The sequence below is a fragment of the Okeania sp. SIO2B3 genome (assembly GCF_010672525.1).
Classification (GTDB): domain Bacteria; phylum Cyanobacteriota; class Cyanobacteriia; order Cyanobacteriales; family Microcoleaceae; genus Okeania.
Genome location: NZ_JAAHGH010000008.1, coordinates 59,071 through 83,809 on the forward strand (window position 1 = coordinate 59,071; position 24,739 = coordinate 83,809).

20 protein-coding genes are annotated in these 24,739 nt (G+C 37.7%); 10 read left to right on the plus strand and 10 right to left on the minus strand.

Features of this window, described 5'->3' with window-relative positions; all coding sequences use genetic code 11:
• Positions 1 to 887 precede the first annotated feature (887 nt).
• From F6K15_RS09590 to F6K15_RS09600, 3 genes are all read right to left on the minus strand, one after another.
• Entirely contained in the window at positions 888 to 1,484 is a 597-nt protein-coding gene (locus tag F6K15_RS09590) for a Uma2 family endonuclease (protein ID WP_293060273.1), read from the minus strand.
• A gap of 221 nt (positions 1,485 to 1,705) precedes the next feature.
• Positions 1,706 to 2,224, minus strand: a complete 519-nt coding sequence (locus tag F6K15_RS09595) for a hypothetical protein (protein ID WP_293060274.1) — start codon at positions 2,222 to 2,224, stop codon at positions 1,706 to 1,708.
• A gap of 854 nt (positions 2,225 to 3,078) precedes the next feature.
• Positions 3,079 to 3,777 (minus strand): lipoate--protein ligase family protein, encoded by a 699-nt coding sequence (locus F6K15_RS09600; RefSeq protein ID WP_293060275.1) that lies wholly within the window; start codon positions 3,775 to 3,777, stop codon positions 3,079 to 3,081.
• Positions 3,778 to 4,430: 653 nt separating this feature from the next.
• On the opposite strand from F6K15_RS09600, the gene F6K15_RS09605 reads away from it, so the two are divergent.
• The 6 genes from F6K15_RS09605 to F6K15_RS09630 all read left to right on the plus strand — a co-directional run bounded on the left by F6K15_RS09605 (position 4,431) and on the right by F6K15_RS09630 (position 11,750).
• Entirely contained in the window at positions 4,431 to 5,162 is a 732-nt protein-coding gene (locus F6K15_RS09605; protein ID WP_293060276.1) for a 4'-phosphopantetheinyl transferase superfamily protein, read from the plus strand.
• 93 nt (positions 5,163 to 5,255) lie between these two features.
• Positions 5,256 to 6,650 (plus strand): arylsulfotransferase family protein, encoded by a 1,395-nt coding sequence (locus F6K15_RS09610; RefSeq protein ID WP_293060277.1) that lies wholly within the window; start codon positions 5,256 to 5,258, stop codon positions 6,648 to 6,650.
• A gap of 140 nt (positions 6,651 to 6,790) precedes the next feature.
• Positions 6,791 to 7,048, plus strand: coding sequence for a hypothetical protein (locus tag F6K15_RS09615; protein WP_293060278.1), 258 nt, complete (start codon positions 6,791 to 6,793; stop codon positions 7,046 to 7,048).
• Positions 7,045 to 8,541 carry a sulfotransferase gene (locus F6K15_RS09620; RefSeq protein ID WP_293060279.1) on the plus strand — a complete coding sequence of 499 codons (1,497 nt, stop codon included), beginning with the start codon at positions 7,045 to 7,047 and terminating at the stop codon, positions 8,539 to 8,541. Before F6K15_RS09615 ends, F6K15_RS09620 begins: the two co-directional genes overlap by 4 nt.
• A gap of 74 nt (positions 8,542 to 8,615) precedes the next feature.
• The gene (locus F6K15_RS09625) at positions 8,616 to 10,037 is read left to right on the plus strand and encodes an arylsulfotransferase family protein (protein ID WP_293060281.1); all 1,422 of its coding nucleotides are present in this window, start codon (positions 8,616 to 8,618) and stop codon (positions 10,035 to 10,037) included.
• A gap of 366 nt (positions 10,038 to 10,403) precedes the next feature.
• Entirely contained in the window at positions 10,404 to 11,750 is a 1,347-nt protein-coding gene (locus F6K15_RS09630) for an arylsulfotransferase family protein (protein ID WP_293060282.1), read from the plus strand.
• Between the two features lie 139 nt (positions 11,751 to 11,889).
• Here the strand turns inward: F6K15_RS09630 and F6K15_RS09635 are convergent, their stop codons facing one another.
• The 3 genes from F6K15_RS09635 to rimI form a co-directional block, all read right to left on the minus strand.
• On the minus strand, positions 11,890 to 14,358 hold the full coding sequence (locus tag F6K15_RS09635; RefSeq protein ID WP_293060283.1) for an ATP-dependent Clp protease ATP-binding subunit: 2,469 nt from the start codon (positions 14,356 to 14,358) through the stop codon (positions 11,890 to 11,892).
• Positions 14,359 to 14,568: 210 nt separating this feature from the next.
• On the minus strand, positions 14,569 to 15,057 hold the full coding sequence (locus F6K15_RS09640; protein ID WP_363267743.1) for an IS200/IS605 family accessory protein TnpB-related protein: 489 nt from the start codon (positions 15,055 to 15,057) through the stop codon (positions 14,569 to 14,571).
• 351 nt (positions 15,058 to 15,408) lie between these two features.
• Positions 15,409 to 16,035 carry a ribosomal protein S18-alanine N-acetyltransferase gene (rimI, locus tag F6K15_RS09645; RefSeq protein WP_293060284.1) on the minus strand — a complete coding sequence of 209 codons (627 nt, stop codon included), beginning with the start codon at positions 16,033 to 16,035 and terminating at the stop codon, positions 15,409 to 15,411.
• Between the two features lie 108 nt (positions 16,036 to 16,143).
• On the opposite strand from rimI, the gene lysA reads away from it, so the two are divergent.
• From lysA to F6K15_RS09660, 3 genes are all read left to right on the plus strand, one after another.
• Positions 16,144 to 17,550 carry a diaminopimelate decarboxylase gene (gene lysA, locus F6K15_RS09650; RefSeq protein ID WP_293060285.1) on the plus strand — a complete coding sequence of 469 codons (1,407 nt, stop codon included), beginning with the start codon at positions 16,144 to 16,146 and terminating at the stop codon, positions 17,548 to 17,550.
• A 763-nt stretch (positions 17,551 to 18,313) separates the two neighbouring features.
• The gene (gene cdaA, locus F6K15_RS09655; RefSeq protein WP_293060286.1) at positions 18,314 to 19,231 is read left to right on the plus strand and encodes a diadenylate cyclase CdaA; all 918 of its coding nucleotides are present in this window, start codon (positions 18,314 to 18,316) and stop codon (positions 19,229 to 19,231) included.
• Positions 19,228 to 19,974 carry an isoprenyl transferase gene (locus F6K15_RS09660; RefSeq protein WP_293060287.1) on the plus strand — a complete coding sequence of 249 codons (747 nt, stop codon included), beginning with the start codon at positions 19,228 to 19,230 and terminating at the stop codon, positions 19,972 to 19,974. The genes cdaA and F6K15_RS09660 overlap by 4 nt, the downstream gene beginning before the upstream one ends.
• Before the next feature lie 80 nt (positions 19,975 to 20,054).
• Here the strand turns inward: F6K15_RS09660 and F6K15_RS09665 are convergent, their stop codons facing one another.
• The 4 genes from F6K15_RS09665 to F6K15_RS09680 form a co-directional block, all read right to left on the minus strand.
• The gene (locus F6K15_RS09665; RefSeq protein ID WP_293060288.1) at positions 20,055 to 20,327 is read right to left on the minus strand and encodes a DUF3143 domain-containing protein; all 273 of its coding nucleotides are present in this window, start codon (positions 20,325 to 20,327) and stop codon (positions 20,055 to 20,057) included.
• A 185-nt stretch (positions 20,328 to 20,512) separates the two neighbouring features.
• Entirely contained in the window at positions 20,513 to 20,986 is a 474-nt protein-coding gene (locus F6K15_RS09670) for a J domain-containing protein (RefSeq protein ID WP_293060289.1), read from the minus strand.
• Between the two features lie 103 nt (positions 20,987 to 21,089).
• A complete protein-coding gene (locus F6K15_RS09675; protein ID WP_124145555.1) occupies positions 21,090 to 21,317 on the minus strand; it encodes a hypothetical protein in 228 nt (75 codons plus the stop codon).
• Positions 21,318 to 21,692: 375 nt separating this feature from the next.
• On the minus strand, positions 21,693 to 21,842 hold the full coding sequence (locus F6K15_RS09680) for a zinc ribbon domain-containing protein (RefSeq protein ID WP_293060290.1): 150 nt from the start codon (positions 21,840 to 21,842) through the stop codon (positions 21,693 to 21,695).
• A 777-nt stretch (positions 21,843 to 22,619) separates the two neighbouring features.
• Between F6K15_RS09680 and lepA the strand changes: the two genes are divergently transcribed.
• Complete coding sequence (gene lepA, locus F6K15_RS09685; protein ID WP_293060291.1) at positions 22,620 to 24,425, plus strand: translation elongation factor 4; 1,806 nt, start codon at positions 22,620 to 22,622, stop codon at positions 24,423 to 24,425.
• The last annotated feature ends 314 nt before the right edge of the window (positions 24,426 to 24,739 follow it).

Genomic DNA, 24,739 nt, shown 5'->3' on the forward strand with positions numbered 1-24,739 from the left:
GGTAATTGGCGATCGCTCTGTTGAGATTGATGATCTATTGGACAATAGTTATTGCTTTGGTAATTGGCGATCGCTCTGTTGAGATTGATGTTCTATTGGACAATAGTTATTGCTGTGCTAATTCGCGATCGCTCTGTTGAGATTGATGTTCTATTGGACAATAGTTATTGCTTTGGTAATTGGCGATCGCTCTGTTGAGATTGATGTTCTATTGGACAATAGTTATTGCTTTGGTAATTGGCGATCGCTCTGTGGAGATTGATGTTCTATTGGACAATAGTTATTGCTCTGGTAATTCACGATCGCTCTGTGGAGATTGATGAACTATTGGACAATAGTTATTGCTCTGGTAATTCACGATCGCTCTGTGGAGATTGATGAACTATTGGACAATAGTTATTGCTCTGGTAATTCACGATCGCTCTGTGGAGATTGATGTTCTATTGGACAATAGTTATTGCTCTGGTAATTCACGATCGCTCTGTGGAGATTGATGTTCTATTGGACAATAGTTATTGCTTTGGTAATTGGCGATCGCTCTGTTGAGATTGATGTTCTATTGGACAATAGTTATTGCTGTGCTAATTGGCGATCACTCTGTTGAGATTGATGTTCTATTGGACAATAGTTATTGCTTTGGTAATTGGCGATCGCTCTGTTGAGATTGATGTTCTATTGATCTATTGGACAATAGTTATATCAAATCCGTTGGCTTCGGAGTAATATAATTCTGTCGTCGTCGTACAATGCTTAAGGGCGTTAGCGGAGCTTTGCGCTAGCAAATGCCATTCGCCCCTACAATATAGACTCTTACCTTTGAATACTGAAACGCTGTAGTGTCATCACACTACCTTCACCCCCCAATAGATTTATGCTGATCAGCAGTGCTACCTTTTTTCACCTCCTTCATCCTCCAACTCTAAAACAACATCTTCATAAATAGCATTTAGCGATAACGTGATTCCCAAACTCATCAACTCAATCGTATCACCTTCACTGTAAGGAATGAATCGCCACTCTCCAACAGCATCCCGCCGAAAAATCTCAACCGTTTTGGTTTCAGAACTCACTAAAACATATTCTTGTAGCGTTGAGAGACGACGGTACAGGGCGAACTTACCACCCCGGTCGTAAGCCTCCGTACTCGGAGAAAGCACCTCAATAATGACACAGGGATAGCGGATGAATTGTCGGGCGGTACGATCGCGCTCGTCGCAGCTAATACTAAGGTCTGGATAGGTAAACGGTCCCTCGTCAGTAATGCCCACCTTGGCATCAGAGTTACGCACCTTGCAGCGCCCCCGTAACGGTTCTCGTAACAGGGTTGCCAAATTTAGGGCAATGTCTGCATGGGGCAACGTTCCCCCTGCCATCGCAAACACTTCCCCATTAAAATATTCGTAGCGTAGTGGTTGCTGGACTTCCCATTCCAAATATTCCTGTGGTGTTAAGCGGGGGAGAACTCTGGTAGTAGCTTGTGTCATGGTATATTATCCAAAAAATATGTTTATATTTTAGGCGATAGATTTTCATCAAAAAGTAATTTCATGGGGATAACGATCGCCAAGCTGTTCGGTTCAGCACAGGGCGGTTGGTTCGGCAAAAGGCTTTGGTGCGTTACGCAGGAGCAGAGATTATCTATATATTGATAGGTTGCTCCTCTACTAAAGCACCCTACTGGCGTGACACTGAACCCTGAAGACCCTTAATAATTTCCTACACCAGCCAATAACTGCACAAAGTTCCCTGCATTGTCAATTGGGGCAAAACCATTAACACGGTTGTTTGGATCAATATACCTAACATACAAGCCGTTATGATCTCCATTGTTGAAAGGAAGATTCCATAAGTCGACATTTCTTAGCAAAAACTGATAATAGTTAATATAGATCCTAATCAATAGGTGTTCAACATTAATGCCACCAGCCAATCCATCATCACCTACTTGAGAATAATGACCATTTATTGTTATCCTGATGGTAAATACAAAATTATTTTCTAGCGATTGATCCGTGACACCTACATGATTTAATGCCTGAACCCTACCATTAAACCTATTTTGAACGTGTCTACTCTTACCCACATAAACTGGGCGTGGATGATTGGCACTCCATATAACGTATAACCGACCATGATTGTTTAAAGTAGGCTGCAAATTTATCATACCATCCTGGTTACCCGCAAAGATACTGGACTGGTCTATAGTAAATAAAATCTGTGGCATATTTAAGATCCTCATCTTTTGGAAATGTCAAATACCTGCTCTGTGCATCCGCTGAAAGAGGGTGCTACTTAGCCAGTCTCTCAACTTGCTACTGGGAATCGAACGTTTAGGGTTNAATATTAAATTCATCAGTACTTTTAGATTCAATCAGCAAGTCCTATTTAATCAAACTAGATTTAACTCCATACTAAATCAGATTTAGATAGGTTACTTGTTGAGCTAGCAAATATTTTTCCAATATAGTATAACTCAAACAAATAAATTCTTTAAACTGCTTACCGAATTATTAATTATTAATTATTAATTATTAAATAATTCGCGCCTTGAAGCCGACTCTTTTAAGGGGAAAAAAAGCGGTCGCTCTTCGGAGCTTCCCGTAGGGTGGGATGGCTCCGAAACCTGCGCCATATCCAATCGACCAAGAAAAGAAATAATATCTCCTGATATTCAATACTGTCTTCCCCTCCTGGGAGGGCCCCGCGGGTGGGTTGTCTCCAGTATAGCTGTCTCCTACCCCTACTAAAAGACTAGTGAAGTGCAAACCCTAATTAGATAAATAAACTCATCTATTGAGGTAGGAATACTTCGATCTTTAATGGGAAATCTTATACTTTTTATTCCTTGTGCTACAGAAGTATTTTTATCAGCTTCTTTTCTCTCTTTTTTCTGGGGGTAATTGTTTGTGATTCATAATAATTTAAGGGAACAAGGAATAGGGAATAGGGTAGTGGGAAGGAGACACAACTATGCTTTCTATTTTTCAACATAACTTTAGAAGTCTGAATAGACATCTCCAAAAATAAAATTCCCTTCTGCCTTTTGCCTTCCCTCTACCTATTGATAGCTAGCTTTAGCTAAACAGAAAAACTCTTAATTTCTATCCATTCTCTCTCAGACAAAGGCTCTGTAATTAACTGAATTTTAAAACATTCCATAGCTGCTCTAAGTAATGCTTCAATAACCTGATTAATCATAACTTCTCTCCTATCCGTAGGAGATAAAACAGATGTAGAAATATCAGAAACTCCGGGAGAAGGTTGAGAGTTAAAAACATAACTAAAAAATTCAACATCAGGTGTTAAAATCATAGAACCATGTTGTAATATTCCCTTACCTTTTCTCAACTGGGCACTACCAATTAATTTTCCACCATTAGGTAATATTAAATCTGCACCAGTAGAAGTGCCAAAACAGTTAGGGTTGTGGATATAACCTCTTCCCGCACTGCCATAAACTAAGTCAACACCGAGCGATCGCCACCCCAGTATTAAAAATTCACAAATAGCTTGATAAGACTGAATGCGACTACCAGGAAAACCAGAAGTTATCACACTATAAGTTAAATCTCCCTGATGCAAAACCGCCCTCCCACCAGTAGGACGACGGACAATATCTATCGGTTGGCCTTGCCAAGTCAGGTTTTGCCAATATTCAGGATAACGTCGTTGATGATAACCCAGAGAAATGGCCACAGGTTGCCAGGTGTAAAAGCGGAGAGTTGGTGGAATATTTCCTTGCAGATGTTGGTGTAGCAACCATTCATCTATTGCCATTTGTAACTTTCCGGTTGTTGTTAGTAAAGGAATAAGTCGCCAAAACATCATGTAAGAAGGAAGAAGGAAGATGGAAGATGGAAGAAAGAAGAAGGAAAAATTTAGCGTTGTCTGAGTTTTAAGCTTTTGATATGTCAAATACAGTAATGGCGACTGCTATATTTCAGCAGACCACTATAGCTGACCTATTTTATTTCCATTTCCTACTTTTAGAGCTTTAACTTTAGGTATTACAAGGCAGCTATTACTAATAGGACTTACGCAATACAACCTATTTTCCTCCGAAGCGACCCACAGGGTTTGCGGAGCAGTCCGGAACGGAAAGCAATCTCAAATCCTAGTTTTTCGTACCTCATGCGTAAGTCCTGACTAATTCTCTGAAGTTATTTTTATTGCCTCATTTCTTTGAGTAGATATAATACTATATCTGTTTAATAGGGTGATAAAAAACTTTCTTTTCCTCTTCTTTCTTTTTTCCTCCTGACTCCTGACTCCTGACTCCTGACTTCTATTTTATTTCCATACATAATACATAATATAAGTACATTTTTTCTACTATACTTATCATATTAAAATATTTTTTTTTGCAACCCATAAAAATCCTTTAGAAACCTTCCATATTTCCAGTAAAATATCCGATAAATCTGTAATCAATGTTTTTTTCACCTCTACCTCTAGGTCAAAAATTAGAATTATCACCAAATTATGTTCATATTTGGAGTACAAATCTAAAATTACCTCCATCTGCCATTAATAAATTATCAAAAATCTTATCCTCAGACGAAATAGATAGAGCCAACAAATTTCATTTTGAACGAGATAAAAATCGTTTTATTATTGCCAGAGGAACACTCAGAAAAATCCTTAGCCATTACTTAAATATTGAACCTAAAAAATTACAATTCACTTATAGTGAACGAGGCAAACCCTATTTACCAGATACCTCTATATTATTTAATTTATCTCACTCTCAAGATTTAGCTTTATATGCTATTACCACAGTTAATTCAATTGGTATTGACTTAGAATATATTCGCCCAATGAATGATGCTGAAGGTTTGGCAAAACGTTTCTTTACTGCTCAAGAATATAACCTTATTAGTCAGCTTCCTCCTCAACAACAGCAAGAAATTTTCTTCAAAATATGGACTTGTAAAGAAGCCTATTTAAAAGCTACTGGAGATGGGTTAGCAGGAGGATTGGAAAAAGTAGAAATTTGTTTAAAACCCGAACAACCAATACAATTTATTAATATTAATGGAGATTTTCAAGAAGCTTCCCGTTGGTATTTATATCAGTTTATTCCTGAATATAATTATATTGCTGCTGTAGTAATAGCAGGGAAAAATCAAAACTTGAGTTTTTGGCAGACAACAGAACTTTAGCATTTTCAGCAAAAAAATCAATGCCTCCTTGTGATTAGTTAACTTTTCAGTTAAAATCATTTTATTGACTAATCCTTGTTTGGTTTTTTTCCTGTGAAAGAAAATGTTCCCCAAGATAACATTCCCATCTTTTCCTTTGTAATGGGAACTGCATTTATAGCCTTCTTATGTGGCGTTATTATAGTTGAATATAAAATTTTCCCTTATTCCTTTTTTAAGAAGGCAAGACAAGGAGTAGAGGCATTAGTTAACCAACAATCATCTACCCCCGATCCAAAAAGTTTACATACATTTCCTTTAAGAAGTAATTTAAAAGATAAAAATGGTGGAGTAACAGTTTTTGATAGAAAGAAATCCTATCAGGGTTATACGCTTTTTACAGCTTATGATGGTCAAAAATGTACAAACCTCCTTATTGATATGGAGGGTAATCTTATCCAAGAGTGGTACATTAAGTACAGCGATGTATGGGGAAAGAAAGCGCCTTTCTTAGACAAGCAACTTGGTGATGAATGGACTTGTTGGCAAGGAACTCAATTACTGCCGAATGGAGAGCTTGTAGCTACATTTATAGATAATGGTAGACCATATTGTGGTGGACTTGTGAAGTTGGATCTAAACTCCAATGTTGTCTGGTCATTGCCAAAGTGTACACATCACGATGTACATCTTGGCAATGATGGTCTTTTCTATGTTCCGGGTATGTACTTATTGCAAGAAAAAGGTAAAGATAATGGTATACAACGATATCTAACACCTGTCACTTTTCCTGACTTACCAGCATCAGTTACATTTTGGAAGAAACCAATCCTCAAGGATGTGGTGATCGTTACATCTCCAGATGGAGAGTTTTTAGAGGAAATTCCACTTTTGGATGCATTTGCTAAATCGGACTATAGTTGGAGCTTTAATAAAAGTTTCAGAAGTCCAAAACACGCATCTGGCGATTTTGATCCGACTCATTTGAATGATGTTGAACTAATTACAGAACAATGGGCGAAATATCATCCCAAAGTTGAGTCTGGAGACTTGATGGTTTCAGTACGCAACATTAACGCGATAGCAATTATAGACCGGCAAACAAAGCTTGTTAAGTGGTTGACTAGAGACTTGTTTTCGCAACAACACGATCCTGACCTACTTTCTAATGGTAATATCCTCATTTTCGATAATTGGGGAAAAGTGAACTCTGAAGTAGGAGCTACAAGAATTATAGAACTCGATCCAAAAACGCAAGAGATTGTTTGGGAGTATGCTGGCACAAAAGAGCGTCCCTTGCATGCTATATTTCGCGGCAGTCAACAACCTTTACCCAATGGCAATATTCTGATTACTGAGTCAACAGGTGGACGGATATTAGAAGTCAATCGTGACAAAGAGATTGTTTGGGAATATGTGAATAAATTGAACGATGATAGGGTTGGTGTTGTGATCAGAGCACAGAGGTTTGCACCTAAGAGTTTATCTTTTGTTGGCGTTGCTGAATAGATTGAGGACTTGGATGAAGTTAACGTTTCATCTCCTATTTTATCGTTTTTTCACAGATATAAATAATTTTGGACTTTGAAACTTATGTTAAGCTAATACTGAAAAAAATGTAAATCTCATTAAGTAATAATTTCAAAAAAATGAAACAGTTATTAACCTTTGTACAATTATTTCTGGCCTCCCTATTCATAGTCCTTATTATTTCTCAACCTGCTATGGCCTATGTGGGACCGGGTGCTGGTCTAGCTGCCATTGGTGCTTTTTTTGCCCTTCTTGCAGGCATTCTCGCAGCCTTATTTGGCTTTTTGTGGTATCCCATTAAGCGACTTCTGCGGAAACGTAAGCAATCTAAAGAAGAAAATGATGGTCAAAATGATGGTCAAAAGGAGGCACAATGAGCCACTGGATAGGTGCTACTTTATTTGTTGTCGGTTTCCTCATATTAGTGCAGCGTTTACAGCTAGTCGAAAAGAGCAAAGAGACTACTGCCATAGGTAGTAGTTGTTTAGACGTAATTCGTTCTTCTCAGCTTAGTGAAGAGGAAAAAGAATCCTTACTGCAAAAAAACGCTAAAGATCTGTTTGGATTATTTTTTATTCTTGCTTTTGGTGGAATTGCATCTGTTGTGCTACCTCTAGGGCTACTATGGCTAGGTGAAAAGTTGGGTTGGCTCTCTCTAGATGCTGTCTTTAAAACCCTTCTTTCTCCGGTATTTCTAATTATCAGCACTGTCCTTGCTGTGATTGTGTTGTTTCTTAAACCTCGCCAAGCCCAAACGACTCAGCAACAGTCTGGTGGGGAAGCATCAGGTCGGGTTCAAGCCAGTAATTTTTCTGGGCTTGATCGAACACTATACTATCTGGCCTTTAATACTTCTACTGCCCAGATAGCATTGGCAGATATGGAAGATTCAATGTTTTCTGAGGAATTGTCCTCCTGTAGCACTGAGAGGTCAATTTTTATAACTGCACTGCCGCGAGCAGGAACAACATTATTACTTGAATGTTTCGCCAGTACGCCAGAATTTGCAACTCATTGTTATCGTGATATGCCATTTGTTTTAATTCCTTGTCTATGGGATCGTTTCTCAAAATCTTTTCAGAAGACAGTTGAATCTCAAGAAAGGGCACATGGTGATGGGATGCAAGTTACGCCAGATAGTCCAGAAGCATTAGAAGAAGTGGTATGGAAAACATTTTGGAAACGACATTATCACAAAGATCGTATTATTCCTTGGGATAATGAAAGAGACCAAGAATTTGAGGAATTTTTCTCCAGTCATATGCGTAAGATTATTCTGCTACGCAAACAGCAAGGTGCAGAAGATGTGCGCTATGTATCGAAAAATAACCTCAATATTGCGCGAACAATGATGCTGAATCAACTATTTCCTGATTCAATTACGATCATTCCTTTCCGAGATCCATTAAATCATACCGCCTCCCTACTGAAGCAACATTGTAACTTTCTTCGTATTCATCAAGAAGATAGCTTTGCGTCAGACTATATGCGAGCAATTGGTCACTATGATTTCGGACAAAATCTTCGTCCTGTTGATTTTGATGCTTGGTTTGACCAACGGCAGTCAAAAGATGCTGATTCTCTAGCTTTCTGGTTAGAATACTGGGTTGCCAGTTATAAACACCTTTTAGCAAAGGAGAGTAATTTTCTGAACTTTCTGAACTACGATGCTTTCTGTGAAAATCCTGAAAATGGCCTGAGAATATTAGCAGATATTGTGGATAGCTCTAATCCAGAGGCATTGATGGAATCAGCAACTCGCATACATCATCCAAGACCCAAAGAAATTGACACCAGTGCAGTATCTAGCTCGTTATTGGAAGAAGTAAACTTTGTTTATGCTCAGTTGAAAGAGAAATCACTGAACTAGAGGGTGTTGCTGAATCAAGGTATGAAAATAAAAACTGAATAATTTCAAATATTTGTTATTCAATAGTTTAGCAATTGCTAACAAATACAAATCATACCCAAAATCAGCAACGCCCTAGAGATTTATACAAAGAATTATCGCAAAGAAAGATGGTTAAAATTAATTCAGATAAACTTAGTTTAGCAGGTTTTCTTACTGCCTGTACAATTATTGTCTTTTTTGGCGGTTTTTTGGTCAGAGACTTTAAGCTTTTTCCCTATAATTATTATGCAAAAGCAATGCAGGGTTACAAAAAACTGCGTAACCAAGTTTCTGGAAAACTACCCAAACAACTTACACGCTTAGACAAGCCATTCCCTGAGATTAGTAATGATAACTTCCAGCCCTATGAAGGCTTAAATTTAGTTACTAAGCTAGGATATAAGAATAATACACGTTATGCAGCTGCAGAAATTGTTGACTCTCAAAGCAATATAATTCATGAGTGGGACATAAACTGGTTTAAAATGTGGCCTAACCCCGATCATGTGGCCAAGGAACTTCTGCCTAAAGAAGAACCTGGTGCCCAGATTCATGGGGCTGTTGTGATGGAAAATGGAGACTTAGTTTTTAACTTTGAATATTTCGGGTTAATTCGTATCAATCTGGAAGGCCAAGTTGTTTGGCGTTTACCTTATCTGACACATCACTCACTCCATCTGCATGATGATGGAAACTTATGGGTATCCGGGCGGATATATCATACAGAAAACACACCAGAATTGCCACATCTGACTCCTCCATTTTATGAAGATACAATTTTAGAGGTATCACCAGAGGGTAAAATTTTAAGAGAGTGGTCTGTTCCCAAGATTTTACGAAAGAACGGTTATACTGGACTTTTACACCCAAAGGCTATTGGTAATTTTCAATTGAAACTCAACAGAGATCGTAGTAAAGATATCTTGCATCTCAATGATGTCGAACCGTTTTCCTTAAAAATGCAGGAAGGTATATTTGAGAGAGGTGATGTCGTGGTCTCTGTGCGTAATATTAACACCGTTTTTGTCTTCAATACAGATACTGAGAAGATTAAGACTCTCATCACAGGTAAGTTTATAAATCAACACGATCCAGATTTTGTAGATGGTAATACTATCTCTGTATTTGATAACAACCAAGGTAATGATCTAGATCCAGATAATTTTAAAAGTCGTATTTGGCTTATTTCCCTAAAAGACAACACAAGTAAAATTTTCTTTGAAGGCAGTTTAGACAAGCCTTTCTACACTAACATCATGGGTAAGAATCAATGGTTACCTAACGGGAATTTACTAATTACGGAATCTCGTTCTGGAAGAGGCTTTGAGATTAATCAGCAAGGGGATATAGTTTGGCAATATATTAACTATGTTGACCAAGAAAAAGGAATTGTTGCAAATATCTCAGAAGTAACACGTCTTCCTATTGAATATACAAAACTATTTGGCAGTGAAAAGGAAAGCAAAAAAAACTAACGGATGTAGGCAGTAGAGTTGTCGCTAAATAAAGGGAAAAAATCACTCTAACCTAGACAGAGCAATAATTCCAAGTTTTTTTACTCTCCAATGGCTACAATCCTTACATAACAAGGTTTTTGGGATTTTTTTAAGTTATAAAGCGACAAGTCTAGTATTTAGTATTAGCAATTCAAATTCAGTCTAGTAGAAAAGAGCAAAGAGACTACTGTTATCGGGGGTAGGAAAACATTATCCAAGACCCAAAGAAATTGATACCAGTACGATATCTAGCTCGCTATTGGAAGAAGTAAACTTTGTTTACGCTCAGTTGAAAGATAAATCAGTTAACTAGAGATTTATACAAAGAATTATCGCAAAGTAAAGATGGTTAAAATTAATTCAGATAAACTTAGTTTCGCAGGTTTTATGACTGCCTGTACAATTTTTGTCTTTTTTGGCGGTTTTTTGGTCAGAGACTTTAAGCTTTTTCCCTATAATTATTATGCAAAAGCAATGCAGGGTTACAAAAAACTGCGTAACCAAATTTCTGGAAAACCACCCGAACAATTTAACCGCTTAGACAAGCCATTCCCTGAGATTAGTAACGATAACTTCCAGCCCTATGAAGGCTTAAATTTAGTTACTAAGCTAGGATATAAGAATAATACACGTTATATAGCTGCAGAAATTGTTGACTCTCAAAGCAATATAATTCATGAGTGGGACATAAACTGGTTTGAAATGTGGCCTAAACCCGATCATGTGCCCAAGGAAATTCTGCCTAAAGAAGAGCCTGGTACTCAGATTCATGGGGCTGTTGTGATGGAAAATGGAGACTTAGTTTTTAACTTTGAATATTTCGGGTTAATTCGTATCAATCTGGAAGGCCAAGTTGTTTGGCGTTTACCTTATCTGACACATCACTCACTCCATCTGCATGATGATGGAAACTTATGGGTATCCGGGCGGATATATCATACAGAAAATACACCAGAATTACCACATCTGACTCCTCCATTTTATGAAGATACAGTTTTAGAGGTATCACCAGAGGGTAAAATTTTAAGAGAGTGGTCTGTTCCCAAGATTTTACGAAAGAACGGTTATACTGGACTCTTGTATTCAACTTATGTTAGATTTTTGTCTTTGAAAGTCCCGCAAAGAAATAGTAGAGATATTTTGCATCTAAATGATGTGGAACCGTTCCCATTAAAAATGCAGGAAGGTATATTTGAGAAAGGCGATGTTATGCTCTCTGTGCGTCATATTAACACCGTTTTTGTTTTCAACACAGATACTGAGAAGATTAAGACTCTCATCACAGGTAAATTTATACACCAACACGATCCAGATTTTGTAGATGGTAATACTATCTCTGTCTTTGATAATAATGTAGTTAACGATCTAAATCAAGATAATTTTGCAAGTCGTATTTGGCTTATTTCCTTAAAAGACAACACAAGTAAAATTTTCTTTGAAGGCAGTTTAGACAAGCCTTTCTACACTCAAATCATGGGTAAGAGTCAATGGTTACCTAACGGGAATTTACTAATTACGGAATCTCGTTCTGGAAGAGGCTTTGAGATTAATCAGCAAGGGGATATAGTTTGGCAATATATTAACTATGTTGACCAAGAAAAAGGAATTGTTGCAAATATCTCAGAAGTAACACGTCTTCCTATTGAATATACAAAACTATTTGGCCGTGAAAAGGAAAGCAAAAAAAACTAAGGGATGTAGGCAGTATTTAGTATTAGCAATTCAAATTCCGTCAAGGTCACGTTAATAAAATCAAAAAACGGCAGAAAGTTTAAACTTCCTGCCGCTTTACAATTAAATATTCACTTCCGTTCCCTAAAGAAACTAAATCCTACTCAGCTCCTTGAGGCAACAACTCTCGTTTTTCACCTTGACTAACCTTAACCTGACCATCTTCCCCAACATCAACCACAGCAGTATCGCCCTCGCGAACCGCGCCAGAAAGAATTTCCTCAGCTAAAACATCCTCAAGTAAACGCATAATTGCTCGACGCAAAGGACGCGCTCCATAACTGGGATTATAACCTTCCTCAACCAACCGCTCTTGGAAGCGATCGGTAATTTCTAACTTGATGCCTTTTTCTGTCAAACGACTAAAGACTTCTTTCAACATAATCACAGCAATTTCCTTCACCTCTTCCTTATTCAACTGACGGAAGACGATAATCTCATCTAGACGGTTGAGGAATTCTGGGCGGAAATATTGTTTCAGTTCTTCATTCACCAAGTTGCGAATTCGGTTGTATTGAGCATCAGCTTCATTATCGGAGAACTCAAAACCAAGACCACCGCCTCCTTTTTCGATTACCTTAGAACCGATATTGGAGGTCATAATAATCAAGGTATTCTTGAAATCTACTGTGCGACCCTTAGCATCAGTCAAGCGTCCGTCTTCCAAAATTTGCAACAACATATTGAAGACATCAGGGTGAGCTTTTTCAATTTCATCAAATAGCACCACAGTGTAAGGGCGACGACGAACTGCCTCAGTTAACTGACCACCTTCGTTATAACCTACATAACCAGGAGGAGAACCAATCAACTTAGAAACAGTGTGACGTTCCATATATTCGGACATATCCAACCGAATCATTGCCTCTTCAGACCCGAAGAAATATGTAGCCAAAGCCTTAGTTAATTCTGTCTTACCAACCCCAGTAGGTCCAGAGAAAATAAAGCTAGCAATTGGTCGGTTGGGGTTTTTCAATCCTACCCTTGCCCGACGAATAGCACGAGATACTGCTCTGACAGCTTCTTCCTGACCAATCAAACGTTGGTGCAGAGTATCTTCCATGTGTAGCAATTTCTCAGATTCAGATTCTGTGAGTTTACTAACTGGAACACCTGTCCAACTTGCAACAATATGAGCAATATCTTCTTCGTTAACTACCGGAGAATCATTTTCAGAAGTAGAATCTGTCTTTTTATTCTGAGCGAGGGAGCGAATTTCAGATTTAATTTCCATTTCCCGGTCGCGCAACTCTCCTGCCTTGTCAAAATCTTGGGAGCGTACTGCCTCATCCTTTTCTTTGAGAATTTGACGCAACTCTTTATCTAACTCTTTAGCTGCGGGAGGAAGTTGAGAATTAATCAAACGAACCCGGGAACCTGCCTCATCAATCAAGTCAATAGCTTTATCCGGTAAATAGCGATCACTAATATAGCGGTCTGACAATTTAGCAGCAGCTTCTAGAGCTGTATCCAAAATTTTTAACTTATGATGTTGTTCGTAACGTTCCCTTAAACCGTATAAGATTTCAATTGTTTCATCAACGGAAGGTTCGCCCACCATTACTGGTTGGAAACGACGTTCGAGTGCTGCATCTCGTTCAATGTGTTTGCGATACTCATCCAGAGTAGTTGCCCCTATGCACTGTAGCTCCCCACGAGCCAAAGCAGGCTTCAAAATATTAGCTGCATCAATTGCCCCTTCTGCTGCACCAGCTCCAATTAGAGTATGAACCTCATCTATAACTAGGATGACATTACCCGCAGAGCGAATTTCATCCATAATTTTCTTGAGACGTTCCTCAAACTCACCTCGGTATTTTGTGCCAGCCACCAATAGACCAATGTCCAGAGTAACTACCCGCTTTTCTTCCAGAATATCTGGTATATCATTATTAGCAATACGTTGTGCCAGACCTTCAGCGATCGCTGTTTTTCCAACCCCTGGTTCTCCAATAAGTACAGGATTATTTTTCGTTCTACGGCCTAGAATTTGAATAACCCGTTCAATTTCCTTTTGCCTTCCCACTACTGGGTCCAACTTACCTTCAGATGCCATTTGAGTCAGATTAGAACCAAACTCATCCAGAGTAGGAGTTTTAGTCCGTCCACCGCCTCCACCAGCAGTGACTTCTGCGGTTTCACCCAACATCCGAATTACCTGAGTCCGTACCTTCGAGAGGTCTACCCCCAAGTTTTCTAGAACTCTTGCTGCAACTCCTTCCCCTTCTCGAATTAAACCCAGAAGTAGATGCTCAGTACCAATGTAGTTATGTCCTAATTGCCGTGCTTCCTCCAAGGATAATTCTAAAACCCTTTTAGCTCTAGGAGTAAATGGAATTTCTACAGCCACAAATCCAGATCCACGGCCAATTATTTTTTCTACTTCAATCCTAGCGTCCTTGAGATTAACACCCATAGATTTGAGAACTTTGGCCGCAACACCTGTGCCTTCTCCAATTAGACCCAGGAGAATTTGTTCCGTCCCCACAAAGTTATGTCCCAAGCGCCGAGCCTCTTCTTGGGCCAACATTATCACTTTGATTGCTTTTTCGGTGAAGCGTTCAAACATAATTAATTAATTCCTATTATTTATAAAGTTGCCCTTACGCTTATTCTAGCGTGACATTTATAGTGACATAGTTCATAAAAATATAGTCATATTAAGACATATCCTTATTTTGCAGGTGTTACCCTAACTGGGTGAACTACAACACCCTCTATCCCATAGTTAAAGACATTTGGGACTGCTTTTCTCATTATATTCAGAGAACCGTTCACATCAGCATTGATTAATTCTTTGGTGGCGGTGCAATACAAACCTCTTTGTCTTGATGCAGTCGCTCATGGGGGAAACCCCCAAGACCGCGCTGCATCGCTTTATTCTTTTTCCTGAAAAAGTGACTTGATTTTTCTGACCTTTCTTGTACAAAGGAAGAAAATCATTATCTATAAAACTTGCTTTTGAGGTATAAGATTCTTCTGTAATTATTACATCTATCCCTACCATCTTGGCTTTATAAGATAACATTTCTATTAACTTGTTATAGGGGACAGATACAAAATTTTGATTATTTCTCTTCCCTAGATTTATCTTCTGCTTCCAGTCTTCATTGTGCCCTATTATCAATGTTCCTATTTTCTGATTAGTTAGAGTATCAATAATCAAACGAGATGATTTATGAAGATAATCATTGATCTTAAATTCTCTTTTATTAGAAAGTTTTCTCAGTCTCTGGCTTGATCGATTTTCCAGGAGTTGAGATGGTATTAAACGTTACATTTTTCTAGCCAACAATATAATTTGAGTTTCTAAAGTATAGCTCAGGTTTTTATACAGAGATGATTCAATCTGCTTATTTATTTTAAGAAATTATAAAGTTTTATCAGTAACAATTACTCATTTCATCTTTGGTAATAATGTAGTTTTTCTATTTGGATTGTATAAAAAAATATCTAAAAAAAATGCAATACTTGGATGAGATTTTTAGAATTTTTATGTATTTTGAAATTTGTTACAGATTATACCTATACTCCCATACAATCAATTTAAAATGCAGGCAAAAGAGTCTATTAAAAAAATTTAACTCAAAATAATAAAGCTATTTGAGTTGAGCGATCGCTAATTACCAATAACCGACTCAAACTTTTCCCATCTCACTTCATAACCATTCAAACGAGCGATCGCTTGTTTATGCCATTGTGACAAAGTCTGTTCAAATTCTGGGTCATGTAGATGACCACGCCAGAGAATAAGAGCATCCTCACCAGTTTGCTGATAATATCCTCGACGACGGCCCACATCTTGAAACCCAAACTTGTGATAAAGGGACAATGCAGATGTATTTAAAGCTGCAACTTCTAAGGTGGCTCTCTCTAACCCTCTGTCCCAAGCAGACCTCATTAAGGAATATAATAATAACTGACCTAAACCCAGACGTTGGTATTGGGGATGAATTCCGAGAATAGTAATGTGTGCTTCCTCTAAAATAGCCCATAAACAACCTATGCCAATTATGGACTGATAATTGGTAAGCTCTGATTTAGAGTTAGAAGATTTAAAAGCTACTCCCTCTTTCATATCCTCATTCTTTTGGCTAATTACTAAAATTAGCAGATCGCTGTTAGGACTTTCTAACTCTCGCTGATAACCTTGAAAATTCCAGAGTCCACCAAAGCAAAGTCGATCCAATTCAACCACACTAGAAATATGCTTTGGACTCATTGGTTGAATTGTAATAATTGCCATAATTGCAAAAGCCTAAATTCTAGATAAAAAATTAATCAAAAATTTACAAACTGACATAACTTCCATTTATTAGATTAGACTACTAGAGTATGATTCTGTACAACACTCATGGTATCAACTCAATCTGTAATATCTGCAAATTCTGGACTTCAGTATTTGCCAAAAATGGAAAGTTCACCAAATCAGGAACTTTTACCACTAACTGCCAAAGTTAACAAACTAGACCACTTAGAAATCGGTGGTTGGGATGTCCCAGCACTGGTCGAAAAATTTGGCTCACCTCTATATATATTGGACGAATATACTCTCAGAACAGCTTGTCGTCAATATCGAGATGCACTTAAACAGTACTATCCTGGAGAATCTTTGGTTCTTTATGCTTCTAAAGCTTGGAGCTGTCTGGCAGTATGTGCTATTTGTGGCTCTGAAGGTTTAGGTATAGACGTTGTATCTGGAGGTGAATTATACACAGCTATCCAAGCAGGTATTAATCCAGAGAAAATATACTTACATGGCAATAATAAATCTCTTGCAGAATTAAGTTTAGCGGTCGAAACAGATTGTGTAATTGTTATCGATAATTGGCTGGAATTAAAAACATTAGCAGATTTAAAAAACGAACAAACAGAGGGACTAGAGAATCCCACAAAAATAATGGTGAGATTTACACCTGGTATTGAATGTCATACCCACGAATACATTCGTACAGGCCATCTAGATAGTAAGTTTGGATTCGACCCTAACCAATTAAATGATGTTTTTAGCTTCATAAGTCAACAACAAAAACTATCATTTATAGGAATTCATGCTCATATAGGTTCCCAAATTTTTGAAGTTCAGCCCCATCAAGATTTAGCAACTGTAATGGTAGATGCAATGACAACTGCCATGACACATAATCTATCAGTCAAAGAAATTAATATGGGTGGTGGTCTAGGAATTCGTTATACTGAAGCAGATGACCCTCCTAGTATTGAAACTTGGGTTCATAATATTAGTAAGGCAATGGTAGATGCTTGTCAAGCCAGACAATTACCTTTACCAAAACTATTATGTGAACCTGGACGCTCAATTATTAGTCCAGCTTGTATAACAGCTTATACAATTGGGTCTCAAAAACAAGTACCAGAAATTAGGACTTATATATCAGTAGATGGGGGAATGTCAGATAATCCTCGTCCAATCACCTATCAATCTCTTTATAGAATGGTTGTAGCTAATAAATTATCTGAACCTCTCACAGAAACAGTTACCGTTGCTGGTAAACATTGTGAGTCTGGTGACATTCTAGTTAAAAATGCCATGTTGCCTGTAACTCAACCAGGAGATTGCTTAGTAGTAATGGCTACTGGTGCGTACAACTATAGCATGGCTTCCAACTACAATCGTCTACCACGTCCAGCAGGAGTTTTAGTTAACAATAACGAAGTAAATGTCATATTACAAAGGGAAACTTACCAAGATTTACTCAGTCACGATGTTTTACCAGAACGAATAGCTATGGAACAACCATAGTATTTGATTCCAATGCAAAAAAGCTAATAATAGCAAGATGAAAAAAATTAAACTGTTGTATGTCTTATACTTTAGTACTACAGATATATAAATTTGATTTTTAGACTAATTTTGCAGTAAGTCCCATGTATAACTGATAGCTCAAAAACAAATTATGGTGTTGAAATAATTTGTTACTAAGCAAAAATGATACTATACAAAATAGTTAGGACTAAACAGATTTAACTATAGTTAGTGAACTAGAATTTGCATCTTGATGCTTATACTATAAATGTGGAGAAGTACAGCACATATATTATTCCATCTGATTCCGTCAACCTACTAACACCAAAAAATGTCCAATGAACAGTTTAGGATCAAACTTATTGTTCATCATCAACTTTCGGTAAGTGGGAAAACAGCCCGTTTTAAACCGCTGGATGGAAACTATGCTATTGGCTCTAACCCGTATTTACGCACATTATAATATTTTCGGTAATGGTGCTGCAAATATTGGGGTCAAAAGTAACCTGAATGGGTTTACCCCGGACAGACGCTAAGGCATCTTTGGCTATGCCATTAAGGGTGAAATTTGACATGATTTTAGTCCGGCAAATTTGTTACCCTTAAAAATCCGTACTGATTTATCCTGCGGAGTGTCAATGATATTGATAATTAATTATTTACATTATGCAAGAGAGTAAACGCTCTTTGCTGGTGATGACACCAATGTTAAATAAAAAAACACATCAAAAGTTGACGTTAAATTAATAATTAAAGTTCAATGAAATCGGGTCTTAGTAATGACCCAGGCTTGATCGGGTCCTTATTAGTACATAGTATTGATATTGGACTGGTTTTAGCCTTGATATATATGGTGCTTGTCATCATAGGGGAACGTCGCACATTATGGATGGTAAGAGGCTTTATAGTCTTAATGTTGGCTTCAGCTTTAAGTCATTGGGCTGGATTAAGACTTTTAAGTTTTGCCCTCAACAGCTTAGTGATAGGATCTGCTGTTTCAATGGCAGTAATATTACAATCAGAATTCCGTAGGTTTCTTGAGCAGTTGGGACAGGGAGAAATTCTGCAAATGTTTGGACATAATCGCAGAGCTTTACCCGAATCAGATAGCATTATTGATGAAATAGTAGAATCAATCAAACAACTGTCTCAAAATCGTATAGGCGCTTTGTTAATCATAGAAACAGATGGGCCTATAGATGAGAGGGATTTTTCTGTACCTGGGGTAAAGTTAAATGCTGAACTTTCTAGGGAACTATTACAAACCATATTTCAGCCAAAAACTTTATTACACGATGGCGCTGTCCTAATTCGAGAACATAAAATTATATCAGCTGGTGTGATTCTACCACTGTCTGAGAGAATAGCTTCCAGGCAATTAGGGACTCGTCATAGAGCGGCTATGGGAATTACAGAACAAGTAGAAAAGTGCATCTGCGTAGTGGTGTCTGAAGAAACTGGTTCTATTTCTCTGGCCGAAAAAGGAACTTTAAATCGACCCTTAACCAGTAATAAACTCAAGGAATTATTAGAGAAACGCCTATTTCTATCAGGTAGTGAAAAAAATACAAAACCATTCACCATAGTTAATCTTGGACTTCAAATAGGAACAAAAGGATCGAGATTAATGTCATCGGTGCTTCGTCAAAGTCCATCAGCTCCTCGAAAGAAAAGATGAATCAAGGAACTTGCTTACAAGATTTACCTGTTGACCTCGAACCAGAAAAGTTGCCTCGCCACGTAGCTGTAATTATGGATGGCAATGGCCGCTGGGCTAGACACCGAGGTTTACCTCGAATTATGGGTCATAGACGTGGGGTGGAAGCGCTGAAAGCTATACTACGGTGTAGTAAAGATTGGGGCATAGAAGCATTAACTGCTTACGCGTTTTCTAGTGAAAATTGGGGCAGGCCACTAGAGGAAGTTAATTTTTTGATGACTTTATTCGAAAGAATTTTGCGTCAAGAGCTACAGGAGATGGTGGCAGAAGATGTTCAAATTAGATTTGTTGGTAATCTAAGTTCTTTACCTCTATCTTTACAAGCTGAGATTAAACATTCAATGGAAATGACTCAGCAAAATCAAGGAATTAAGTTTACTGTAGCTACTAATTATGGAGGACGTCAGGAGATTGTACATGCTTGTCAAGCGATCGCTTCTCAGGTACAAAAAGGTTTACTCAAACCAGAAGAAATTAATGAAGGGTTATTTGAGCAATATCTTTATACGGCTGGAATTTCTCACCCAGATTTGTTAATTCGTACCAGTGGGGAAATGCGAATTAGTAATTTTTTATTATGGCAAATGGCTTATTCAGAAATTTATGTTACTGAAACATTTTGGCCTGACTTTAACCGTTCTGAATTTCATCGTGCCTTATTTGCTTATCAGAAACGTCAACGTAGGTTTGGAAAAATATAACATGAAGATATATTGCAATAATACAGAAAGCTAATATTTCTGATTTGTCAGTTAAGTTTTGTGGCCTTTAGTTGATTTTGCTAAGGCCCGCCAAAAATTGCTTTTTCGAGGTCTTGGCGACTCAAAGAATATTTGAAGGAGCGTTGAATATCATTGCCATTCGCGCTAGCATCTACATAGCGCACGGTAAGTTGGTCAATGTCAAGTGATAATTCTGCTTTCCAGGTAGGTTTTTCAACCCACCAACAATGTAATTTATCAGAATTTTGTTGGCAACCATTTTCTTGGAGCCATTGTTCAATTTTGGGCAGAGGGTGGTTATATAAAGGAGTATCTGGTTTGGGAGTATCCATTTTTTTTGTGCTTACAAACAAAAAATATCTAGATTTGATAATAATTTTAATAACTTACAAAGACTTCCAATAATTTAATTTCACTAACATATATTGACTTTTTCCAGTTATTATTTAAATAATATCATAGAAATTAATCAAATATTAAATATTTATTTATAACTCTGTCGGTCAAACCAATAAAGCTATAGTGAATGTTTGATTTCTATGAATTGATTTCCTGGTGGTTGAATAGGTTGGATAGTTAACTCTGGGCGTATGAGGCCAATAGTAATAGCTATCAATAAACAACAAATTAAAGTTATACCAATAATCAATAAAGCAAATAATTCACCAGCAGATAATGGTCTGTCTTGAGAGTCTAAGTAGCTAGATGAATTTCTATTATAAAAACTAACTCTTTGACTCAAATCATCTATATATAAGCGCCTAATTTTTTGGTCGTACTCTAATCTTTTTTCTGAGTTTACGAGAGTAGCATAAGCTTCATTAATTTGCTGAAATTTTGCCTTAGCGATCGCCTCAGGCAAGTCTGTAGTATCTGGATGATAGCGCTTACTTAGTTCTCGATATGCTCTTCTAATTTCCTGATTAGATGCTTGGGGATGGAGTCCAAGCAAAGAATAATAATTCACGCCAAAAGGAGTGTATTTTGACATTCTTTAATTTTTGTTGTTTGTAGTTTCCAAACTAAATTAATTGTTGTCAATAACTATATTGACTTCATATAAGCTGTTCACACAATCTGAAGTAAATAGTATTTTAATCATTCCATTCCCCTCTTGGTGGGATAGGAGGGTTTCTTTGGAGTGTTAGGGCCAACTCATCTTCTGGAAGTCCTCCTCTTAACCACTGACGAAGGGCACTTTCAATGACCTTACTAGGGTCATTTGTCAAATGTTGAACTTGGTCTAATAATCTAGAATCTATGTTGATAGATAATTCTACTTTTTCTGGCAATTTCGACTGATTAACTTCAGGCTGATTCATAGTAAGACAATCTCAAATCTAGAAAAGCTACTGTATATTATCATGTTGACATAATCCACTCTCTGAAGTGAATTTTTTCCAGCTCACTCATAGAAATTACTGCTTCACCCAGTCCATGTAACTATCTCTAGCTATTGCAACAGCTAATCAGAGATCGTTCTGTCCACAGTAGTTCAGGTGGTTAGGCTTAGTTAGGGGATGTCCTCCGCTACTATTTTTTTTAATGTGACATACTCCCACACGCTCGCTGGCGCGCATTGTGTGGGCTTCTCGTTTCGCAGTCCTGCCACTGCATCGGACAAGCGCGTGCTTTAAGGACGTCTGGGCCCCGCCGCCCTATTTTTGATATTTATCGCCGCATTTCCGTTTGTCATGCTACGCAAACAAGTCGCGGTCTATTACAATACCGCAATGCGGACAAGAATGAGTTCGTATGTTTAATTCTTTGGGGACTTTTTCCCCACAGTTTGAGCAATCTTGGCTGGTATTTTTGGGGTTCACTGCTATAGTCTTCACCTCCAGCATTTGCCTCCTCCGGAGGAGCTGCGCTAACGGCTTTGACAGTTAAAATAGCAAGATAATCATACAAGTTTTTCTACTAGGAGGAAAGCTTCTGCTGGGATGGTATGCAAATTGAATCGGCATCTGACTTATTCAATTTGCTGCCGATTCATCCACCAAATCTGCATATTATAGCGTGAGGCTTCTCGGCGATTCAGCTAAATCTTAAAATCTATAGGGTCTTTGGGAAAATTAATTTACTCAGTTGCTTTTTACTGTGTTTTCGCCACCACAAACAGAGTCTTAATTTCCGTAGGTTATCGGTTTATTGTTTTTCCCTTGATGTCTGGGTATTTCAATAAATTTAACTTTAGCACAAAGTAGTCCAAGGAATAGAAATTTCTTTTTTAATCGGGAAAGAATTTAGACTAGAACTGAAATTGATCGTGTTACATTGTCATGGTCATCCATTATCCGGCAATGTTTGTTACCAGAACAGTGGGAGCATCTTGCTCCCGTGCCAGGTATTCCTCTTTGCTGTGTACCATTACTATGCAGGACTACCCTGAAATTAAGTCAGATTAGAGCTACAAAAATCTTCAGGATTAAAATATGTTAAGAAATAATAGATAGATTGGATTGTGCCAAGAGTAGTCGATAACCCGGAGTAATTCGGAATATTTGGAGCAATCTGAATATTTGGAGCAATCTGAATATTAACTACTTTACTCTAAATTATTAATGTTATCTAAATCGTAAGAGAATAACAAAAATAAGGTATTTCACATTATTAACAAAAGTATGACAAAAGTTCCTGTATCTCGCATTCGTAACTTTTCAATTATTGCCCATATAGATCATGGAAAATCCACTTTAGCCGATCGCCTCTTACAAGCAACTGGCACTGTGGAAGACCGTGAGATGAAGGAGCAATTCCTAGACACAATGGACTTAGAAAGGGAGCGTGGTATTACAATCAAGCTACAAGCTGCTCGAATGAATTATCATGCTGAAAATGGAGAAGAATATGTATTAAATCTCATAGATACTCCTGGCCATGTGGACTTTTCTTATGAAGTGTCGCGCTCTCTGGCCGCTTGTGAAGGTGCTTTATTGGTGGTAGATGCTTCCCAAGGGGTAGAAGCTCAGACTTTAGCTAATGTCTACTTAGCTTTGGAGCATAACCTAGAAATTATTCCGGTCTTAAATAAAATTGACCTTCCAGGAGCAGAACCAGATAGAGTTAAACAAGAGATAGAAGAAATAATTGGCCTAGACTGTTCGGGGGCAATTTTAGCATCGGCCAAAGAAGGAATTGGGATTCCAGAAATTCTTGAATCAATTGTTAAATTAGTACCGCCACCACAAGATACTATTGATGAAAAATTACGCGCTCTGATATTTGATAGTTATTATGACCCATATCGAGGGGTAATTGTATATTTCCGGGTCATGGATGGGACTATTGCTAAGGGCGATCGTATCCGACTTATGGCATCGGGAAAAGAGTATGAAATAGATGAATTGGGAGTTCTCTCTCCTACTCAAAAACCAGTACAAGAGCTTCACGCAGGAGAGGTAGGTTATTTGGGGGCAGCTATCAAAGCTGTGGAGGATGCAAGGGTGGGGGATACAATTACTTTAGCTAAGAAACAAGCAGAGGCTCCTTTACCTGGTTATACGGAAGCTAAACCTATGGTTTTTTGTGGTTTATTTCCTACTGATGCGGACCAGTTTCCTGATTTACGAGAAGCTCTTGACCGACTAAAACTGAATGATGCAGCTTTATCTTATGAGGCAGAAACATCAAGTGCAATGGGTTTTGGGTTTCGATGTGGCTTTTTAGGGTTGCTACACATGGAAATTGTCCAGGAAAGGTTAGAGCGAGAATATAATTTAGATTTAATTGTTACTTCTCCATCGGTAGTTTATCAAGTAACTACTAGCAAAGAGGAAGTAATTATGGTTGATAATCCAAATTTATTACCAGACCCTAATTACCGAGAAAAAATTGAAGAACCTTATGTCCAGGTAGAAATGATTACTCCAGAAGAATATGTAGGGACATTAATGGAGTTGGGTCAATCACGACGTGGGATATTTAAGGATATGAAGTATCTGGCTAGGGGTAGAACTACTTTAATATATGAAATTCCTTTGGCAGAGGTAGTGACGGACTTTTTTGACCAAATGAAGTCTCGGTCTCGTGGTTATGCGAGTATGGAATATCATCTTATAGGTTATCGTGAAAATCCTTTGGTGAAGCTGGATATTATGATTAATGCTGAACCAGTGGATGCTTTAGCTGTAATTGTACATAAGGATAAAGCTTATGGAGTAGGTCGTGCTTTGGCAGAAAAGTTGAAAGAATTAATTCCTCGCCATCAATTTAAAGTACCAATTCAAGCATCTATTGGTTCTAAAGTTATTGCTAGCGAACATATTCCTGCTTTACGGAAAGATGTTTTAGCTAAGTGTTATGGTGGGGATATTAGTCGTAAGAAAAAATTATTGCAAAAACAGGCAAAAGGTAAAAAACGAATGAAGTCATTAGGTACAGTTGATGTGCCACAAGAGGCTTTTATGGCAGTTTTGCGATTAGATTAATACCCAAACTAAGCTATTTTTTCAAGATTTGATACGCTTTCTGTACTATAGCGCTACGCATTAAGGTGAGGATATTTCTAAACTCTTTAACAGTTTACTATTCCCTATTCAAGTAGCGCTATAATATATTTATTTCAGTCGTATATTTTGTTGGTGTATGACGGGATTTGATGTGGTTATCTAAATGTTGGCATTTATTTTTAATAAATTTCTTTCATTGGTAAATTATGACTCCGCTAAAAGAAGCAATAAAAGAAGAATCCGTAACCCGATGAAACCCTAGATAACTAAATTAGAATATTGGGAAAGGAAAG